4 protein-coding genes are annotated in these 5,926 nt (G+C 69.3%); 2 read left to right on the top strand and 2 right to left on the bottom strand.

The window, feature by feature from the left end:
• Nucleotides 1–115 precede the first annotated feature (115 nt).
• Both AC07FN_RS45630 and AC07FN_RS45625 read right to left on the bottom strand, forming a co-directional pair.
• On the bottom strand, nt 116–1,207 hold the full coding sequence (locus AC07FN_RS45630; protein ID WP_452616163.1) for an inositol-3-phosphate synthase: 1,092 nt from the start codon (nt 1,205–1,207) through the stop codon (nt 116–118).
• Nucleotides 1,208–1,227: 20 nt separating this feature from the next.
• The gene (locus tag AC07FN_RS45625; RefSeq protein WP_452616086.1) at nt 1,228–1,818 is read right to left on the bottom strand and encodes a PadR family transcriptional regulator; all 591 of its coding nucleotides are present in this window, start codon (nt 1,816–1,818) and stop codon (nt 1,228–1,230) included.
• Between the two features lie 250 nt (nt 1,819–2,068).
• On the opposite strand from AC07FN_RS45625, the gene AC07FN_RS45620 reads away from it, so the two are divergent.
• Both AC07FN_RS45620 and AC07FN_RS45615 read left to right on the top strand, forming a co-directional pair.
• Nucleotides 2,069–2,473, top strand: coding sequence for a DUF5318 domain-containing protein (locus AC07FN_RS45620; protein ID WP_207954109.1), 405 nt, complete (start codon nt 2,069–2,071; stop codon nt 2,471–2,473).
• Nucleotides 2,474–2,872: 399 nt separating this feature from the next.
• Complete coding sequence (locus AC07FN_RS45615) at nt 2,873–5,800, top strand: transglycosylase domain-containing protein (protein WP_478401335.1); 2,928 nt, start codon at nt 2,873–2,875, stop codon at nt 5,798–5,800.
• The last annotated feature ends 126 nt before the right edge of the window (nt 5,801–5,926 follow it).

The raw sequence follows: 5,926 nt of genomic DNA, 5'->3' as shown, positions 1-5,926 counted from the left end.
CGCCGTGTATTGGGCATACATCAGGAGGGGCACCCACAGTCCAGGGAGCCTCTGAGGTTCCGCTACCCGCACCGCCACGCAGAACGAGGTTGGAAGAACCTCATTGAAATTGCGGTCAGCGCTCCAGTTTGCCGTCGATGAAGTCCTCGACCGCCTGGTAGGCGGCGGAGTCGGAGTACTGCTCCGGCGGCGACTTCATGAAGTACGACGACGCGGACAGGATCGGCCCGCCGATGCCCCGGTCCTTGGCGATCTTGGCGGCCCGGATCGCGTCGATGATGATCCCCGCCGAGTTCGGCGAGTCCCACACCTCCAGCTTGTACTCCAGGTTCAGCGGCACGTCGCCGAACGCGCGGCCCTCCAGCCGGATGTAGGCCCACTTGCGGTCGTCCAGCCACGGCACGTAGTCCGACGGCCCGATGTGCACGTTGCGCTTGCCGAGGTCGCGGTCCACCTGCGAGGTCACGGACTGCGTCTTGGAGGTCTTCTTCGACTCCAGCCGCTCCAGTTCCTTCATGTTCAGGAAGTCCATGTTGCCGCCGACGTTCAGCTGCATCGTGCGGTCCAGGTGCACGCCGCGGTCCTCGAACAGCTTGGCCAGCACCCGGTGCGTGATGGTGGCCCCGACCTGCGACTTGATGTCGTCGCCGACGATCGGCACGCCCGCGTCGGTGAACTTCTGCGCCCACTCCGGGTCGGAGGCGATGAACACCGGCAGCGCGTTGACGAAGGCCACGCCGGCGTCCAGCGCGCACTGCGCGTAGAACTTGTCCGCCGCTTCGGAGCCCACCGGCAGGTAGGACACCAGGACGTCGACCTCGGCGTCCTTGAGCGCCTGCACCACGTCGACCGGCCGCTCGTCGGACTCCTCGATGGTCTCCCGGTAGAAGCGGCCGAGACCGTCGTAGGTGTGGCCGCGCTGCACGGTGACGCCCAGCGGGGGCACGTCGGCGATCTTGATGGTGTTGTTCTCGCTGGCGACGATCGCCTCGGACAGGTCGCGGCCGACCTTCTTCGCGTCCACGTCGAAGGCGGCGACGAACTTCACGTCGCGCACGTGGTAGTCGCCGAAGGCGACGTGCATCAGGCCCGGAACCCGGGTCCCGGGCTCGGCGTCGGCGTAGTAGTGGACGCCCTGCACCAGCGACGCCGCGCAGTTCCCGACGCCCACGATCGCCACCCGCACCGCTCGACGATCTCCGCCCATGGCAGGGCCCTCCTTCTTGCTCATCTGTCGTGTCCTTGCAGTTCTTGCTCGCCGACGTTGGGTCGGCCCGGCGCCGCAGCAGCCTGCTCGGCGCGTTCCTGTTCGATGATTTCGTCGAGCCAGCGGACCTCGTGCTCGCTGTGGTCCAGCCGGAGCCGGTGCAGCTCGCGGGCATAGCGGTCCAACCGGTCCCCGGAGCCCGCCAGCGCGCTGCGCAGGCCGTCGCGGCGTTCCTCGACGCGGCGCCGACGCCCTTCCAGGATCCGCATCCGGACCTCGGCCGGCGTGCGGGAGAAGAACGCCATGTGCACGCCGAAGGCGTTGTCGTCGCAGGCCTGCGGCCCGCAGTCGCCGACCAGCTCGGCGAACCTGTGCTGCCCGGCAGCTGTGATGCGGTACACGCGGCGCGTCCGCCGACCCCACCCGCGCGAGCCGGGTGCGTCGGTTTCTTCCTCGATCAACCCGGCGCGCAGCAGCCTGCGCAACGTCGGGTACAAAGTTCCGCAGGACAGTGCGCGGAAGGCGCCGAGCGTGTCGTGCAACCGCTTCCGCAGCTCATAGCCGTGCATCGGGGCTTCGTGGAGCAGCCCGAGCACGGCGAGTTCCAGCATTCGCACCTCCTCCGCCCGCGTTCAGCGCCCGATTGCCGCCCAAATCGCGGCGCCGGATTCCAGGGCGGCCCCCGCACGCCCACAGATCGCGGCGAGGCAGGCCACCCTTCGGATTGTATCGCGCCGATATATCGGAAAACACAATCGAGCGGCCCTTGACGTGGTAGTCGTCACGGCTGGTGGCGGTCGGGGGCCCGGCCTGCCCTGAACGGCGCATGGAGCAGCCGTCACCGACACGTACTCTGTGGGCGTGCGGACCCAACGGCAAGTGGTCGACTACGCGTTGCAGCGCCGAGCGCTGCTCGCGCAGGTCCACGCTGGCCGCGTCGGGGTGATGGAGGTCTGCGACGCCGATCCGTACCTGCTGCGGGCGGCGAAATTCCATGGTGAGCCGAGCGGGGTGACCTGCCCGGTGTGCCGGAAGGAACCGTTGACCCTGGTCTCCTGGGTCTTCGGCGACGCCCTCAAGCACGCGTCCGGAACGGCGCGGGCCCCCGAGGAGCTCGACCGGATGGCGGCCATGTTCGAGGAGTTCAACGTCTACGTCGTAGAGGTATGCCGCACATGTAACTGGAACCACCTCGTGCAGTCGTACGTCCTCGGGACGGATGGGTTGAACAACAGCCGGTCCCGGCGCAAGACTGCAGCGGAGTGACAGCGGTCGTGACCCGAACGCGATCGCGCGCCCGGTGCGGCGCAAACCCCGACGTGAACGCATCACACGGCGTCCGACGACGCCTGTCCTGGAGGCCCACTCGTGAACGACGAGCGTGACGACCCCACCCGAGGGCGCCACTCACGGCATCCGCACCCCGACGGTCGAGGCACGCCACCCCCGCCCCCCGGGCCCCCGCGCGCCGGCGACCAGGCGCGGCCCCACCAGCGTCCGGCGTCCGGCCCGCCGCCGGGCCCGCCCGGTGCGGGCGGTCCGGCATGGCCGGGCGAGGAGCCGCGACCGGGCGGGCCCGGCCAGCGGCCGGCGCCGCCGAACCCGCCGGGCAACCGGTGGCCGGGTGCGGACCGCAGCTCGGAGGAAACGCAGCAGAACGCCCCGGTGCCACCGCCCGGCCAGCCCATGAAGTGGCCGGGCGAGGAGCCGCCGCAGGAGCAGACCGGCGCGTGGACGCCGTCGTTCGAGGACGACGAGGACGACTCGCCGCTGGACAAGCGGCTCAGCGGGGACTCCCGCGAACCCGACAACGGCGGCGGGCGCAAGCTCGACCTGCCGACCACGTACACCCCCACGCCGCCGAACGCCGGACGGCAGGGGCCGCCACCGCCGCCGCCAGGCGCGCAGCAGGGTCGGCAAGGCCCACCGCCGCCCCCGCCGGGGCCGCCGCCAGGACGGCCGCCGCAGTCGCCCGGTGAGCAGCCGACGCAGAACATCCCGCAGACCCCGGCGGGCGATCGCGACAGCGATCGACGCCGGGCCGGTGGTGCTGCCGCGGCGGGAGCCGCCGCAGGCGGGATCGCCGGGGCAGCCGCAGGCGCCGGGATGGCGGGCGCGGCCGGAGCCGGAGGCGCGGCCGGTGGAGCCATGGGCGCCGCAGGCGCGGCGGCGGGAGCCGCCGGTGGCCCGAAGGGCGGTGCCGGTGGCGGCGGGGGCGTAGCCCCCGAGCCGCAGCTGCTCACGCACCAGGAGCAGGGGAATTACAACTACTACGCTGACGACGACTACGACGACCCGTACGGCGGGTACGACGGGAATGATCGGAATGGCGACGACTTCGACGATCGCGATTCCGGCGATCGCGATGACGGGTACCGCGACGACGACCTCGACGCCGGCCCGGACGACATCCCGGACCCGGACGACGAGATGAGCGCCCGCCAAGCGAAGCGCAGTCGTCTCTGGCAGCGCGTCCGCCGGTCCTGCTACGTCGCCGCGGCCTTGGCCGTCCTGGTGCCGACCGCCGTGTTCATCTACGGCTACATCGTCTGGGAGCCGCCGAGCGAGGCTGCGGTGATGAGCAAGACCCGGCCGATCGAGCTGAAGTACGCGGACGGTTCGCCGATGGGGCGCATCGAGCCGGACGGCTCGGCGGAGGTCGTGCACGACATCAGCGAGGTCTCGGTGGCGATGCAGAACGCCACCATGGCGGCCGAGGACGCCAGCTTCCGCACCAACCCCGGCTTCGACTTCAACGGCATCGTGCGGTCGGTCTACTACCTGGCGACCGGTTCCGGCGTCGGTGGTGGCTCCACGATCACCCAGCAGTTCCTCAAGCTGGACCAGGACCTCAAGAAGGACCCGACCTACGTCCGCAAGATCAAAGAGGTCGTCCTGGCGTTCAAGCTGACGAACAACCAGAGCAAAGACAACATCATGCTCGCCTACATGAACACGGCCGACTACGGGCGCGGTGCGAACGGCATTACCGCCGCGGCGCGGGCCTACTACGGCAAGAAGCCGAGCGAGCTCAACGCGGCCGAGGCCGCCGTGCTCGCCGGCGTGGTGCAGACGCCTTACGGCAAGAACAGCAACGACCCGGGCCTGAACCCGGAGAAGGCCGAGAAGCGCTGGGACTACGTCGTCGGGCAGATGGCGGAGAACGGCTTCATCACCTCGGCGGAGAAGGCGTCCATGACGATGCCGCAGACCCTGCCGCGGCTGGAGTGGAAGACCAACAGCAGGCTGACGCCGGAGCAGGACGCCATCTACAAGGCCATCTTGGCCGAGCTGGAGCCCAAGGGTCTGAGCGAGAGCGAGCTGTCCCGCGGCGGCTACGTGATCAAGACGACCATCGATCCGAGCGCGCAGCAGAAGGCCGAGCAGGCCGTGCAGGACGTGATGGGTTCTCAGCCGAAGACGCTCCGCACGTCGCTGGTCGCGGTCGACCCGGAGAACGGTGAGATCCAGGCGTACTACGGATCCAAGCAGCAGAACGGTGACCTGGACTGGGCCAGCACGCCGCAGGAACCGGGTTCGTCGTTCAAGCCGTTCGCGGTGATCGCCGGCCTGGAGAAGGGCAAGGGCATCGGCGAGTACTACGACGGCAGCGGGGACCAGATCATCGCCGGGCACAAGTTCGACAACTCGCCCGGCGTTCATTGCGATGTTCCGACGCACTGCGGTGTCCGCGAGGCGATGACCAACTCGGTCAACACCGTGTTCGTGAACATGGCGGCTCAGTTCGGGCCCACGAAGGTGGCCGACGCCGCCCACCAGGCAGGCATTCCGGATTCGACGAAGCTGAAAAGCCCCGGTGGGGCCGTCGAAGCCGGTATCGCGCTGGGCATGTACCAGGTGCTCCCGAAGGACATGGCGGCCTCGTACGGCTCGTTCGTCAACGGCGGCAACAAGGTTCCGGCGCACTTCGTGAAGGAGGCCATCAGCCCCGAGACCGGTGCGTTCGACCTCCAGATCCCGGAGCCGGAGCCCGCCTTCGGCAGCGCGACGGAGAGCAAGGACATCGCCTACAACGTCTCGCAGTCGATGCTGGAGGTCGCCGAGCACTCGAAGGTCCCGCTGGCGGGCAACCGGCCGGTGGTGTCCAAGACCGGTACCCACCAGTGGCTCAGCACCACGAAGAACAAGAACGCGTGGATGATCGGCGCGGTGCCGCAGATCTCCACCGCGGTGGCGATGCAGAACGACGACGGTGGCCCGAAGCCGCTGGCCGACTCGAGCGGCGAAAGCTTCTACGGCGGTAACTGGCCCGCCAAGGTGTGGAAGAAGTTCATGGATTCCTACCTGCAGGGCAAGAAGGTCGAGGAGTTCCCGAAGGGCGACACGATCGGGCAGTTCGAGGACGTCCCGCCGCCTCCGCCGCCGACGTCGGAGCCGCCGCCGCCGACGTCGCAGCTGCCGACCGCGCCGCAGACCCAGACCAGCGAGCCGGACGAGCCGACCACCAGCAAGGAGCGGCCGGGCCACTGCGGTTGGCTCGACCCGAACTGCGACGACAACGGTGGCGGTGGCGGTGATTCCGGCGACGGACCGCCGAACGTCGCACCGACCAGAACTAGGTCGAGCGGCTAGGACGCAGCACACCCGGAGGGGCACCCGCGGGCTGAACTGGTCCCCGGAAGTTGGACTGAGAAATTCAGTTCTGGCTTCCGGGGAGCAGGTGTATGGCTGGGCCGAGTTCGTTGACCGCGGAGCAGC

Source organism: Saccharopolyspora sp. NPDC045941, assembly GCF_056431445.1.
Note: the sequence above shows the minus strand (reverse complement) of the source record. Positions and strands in the feature narration are given on the sequence as shown.

Excerpts from the sequence above, each read along its gene's own strand:
- AC07FN_RS45630 (WP_452616163.1), bottom strand. The coding sequence starts at position 1,207 with ATGGGCGGAGATCGTCGAGCGGTGCGGGTGGCGATCGTGGGCGTCGGG.
- AC07FN_RS45625 (WP_452616086.1), bottom strand. The coding sequence starts at position 1,818 with ATGCTGGAACTCGCCGTGCTCGGGCTGCTCCACGAAGCCCCGATGCAC.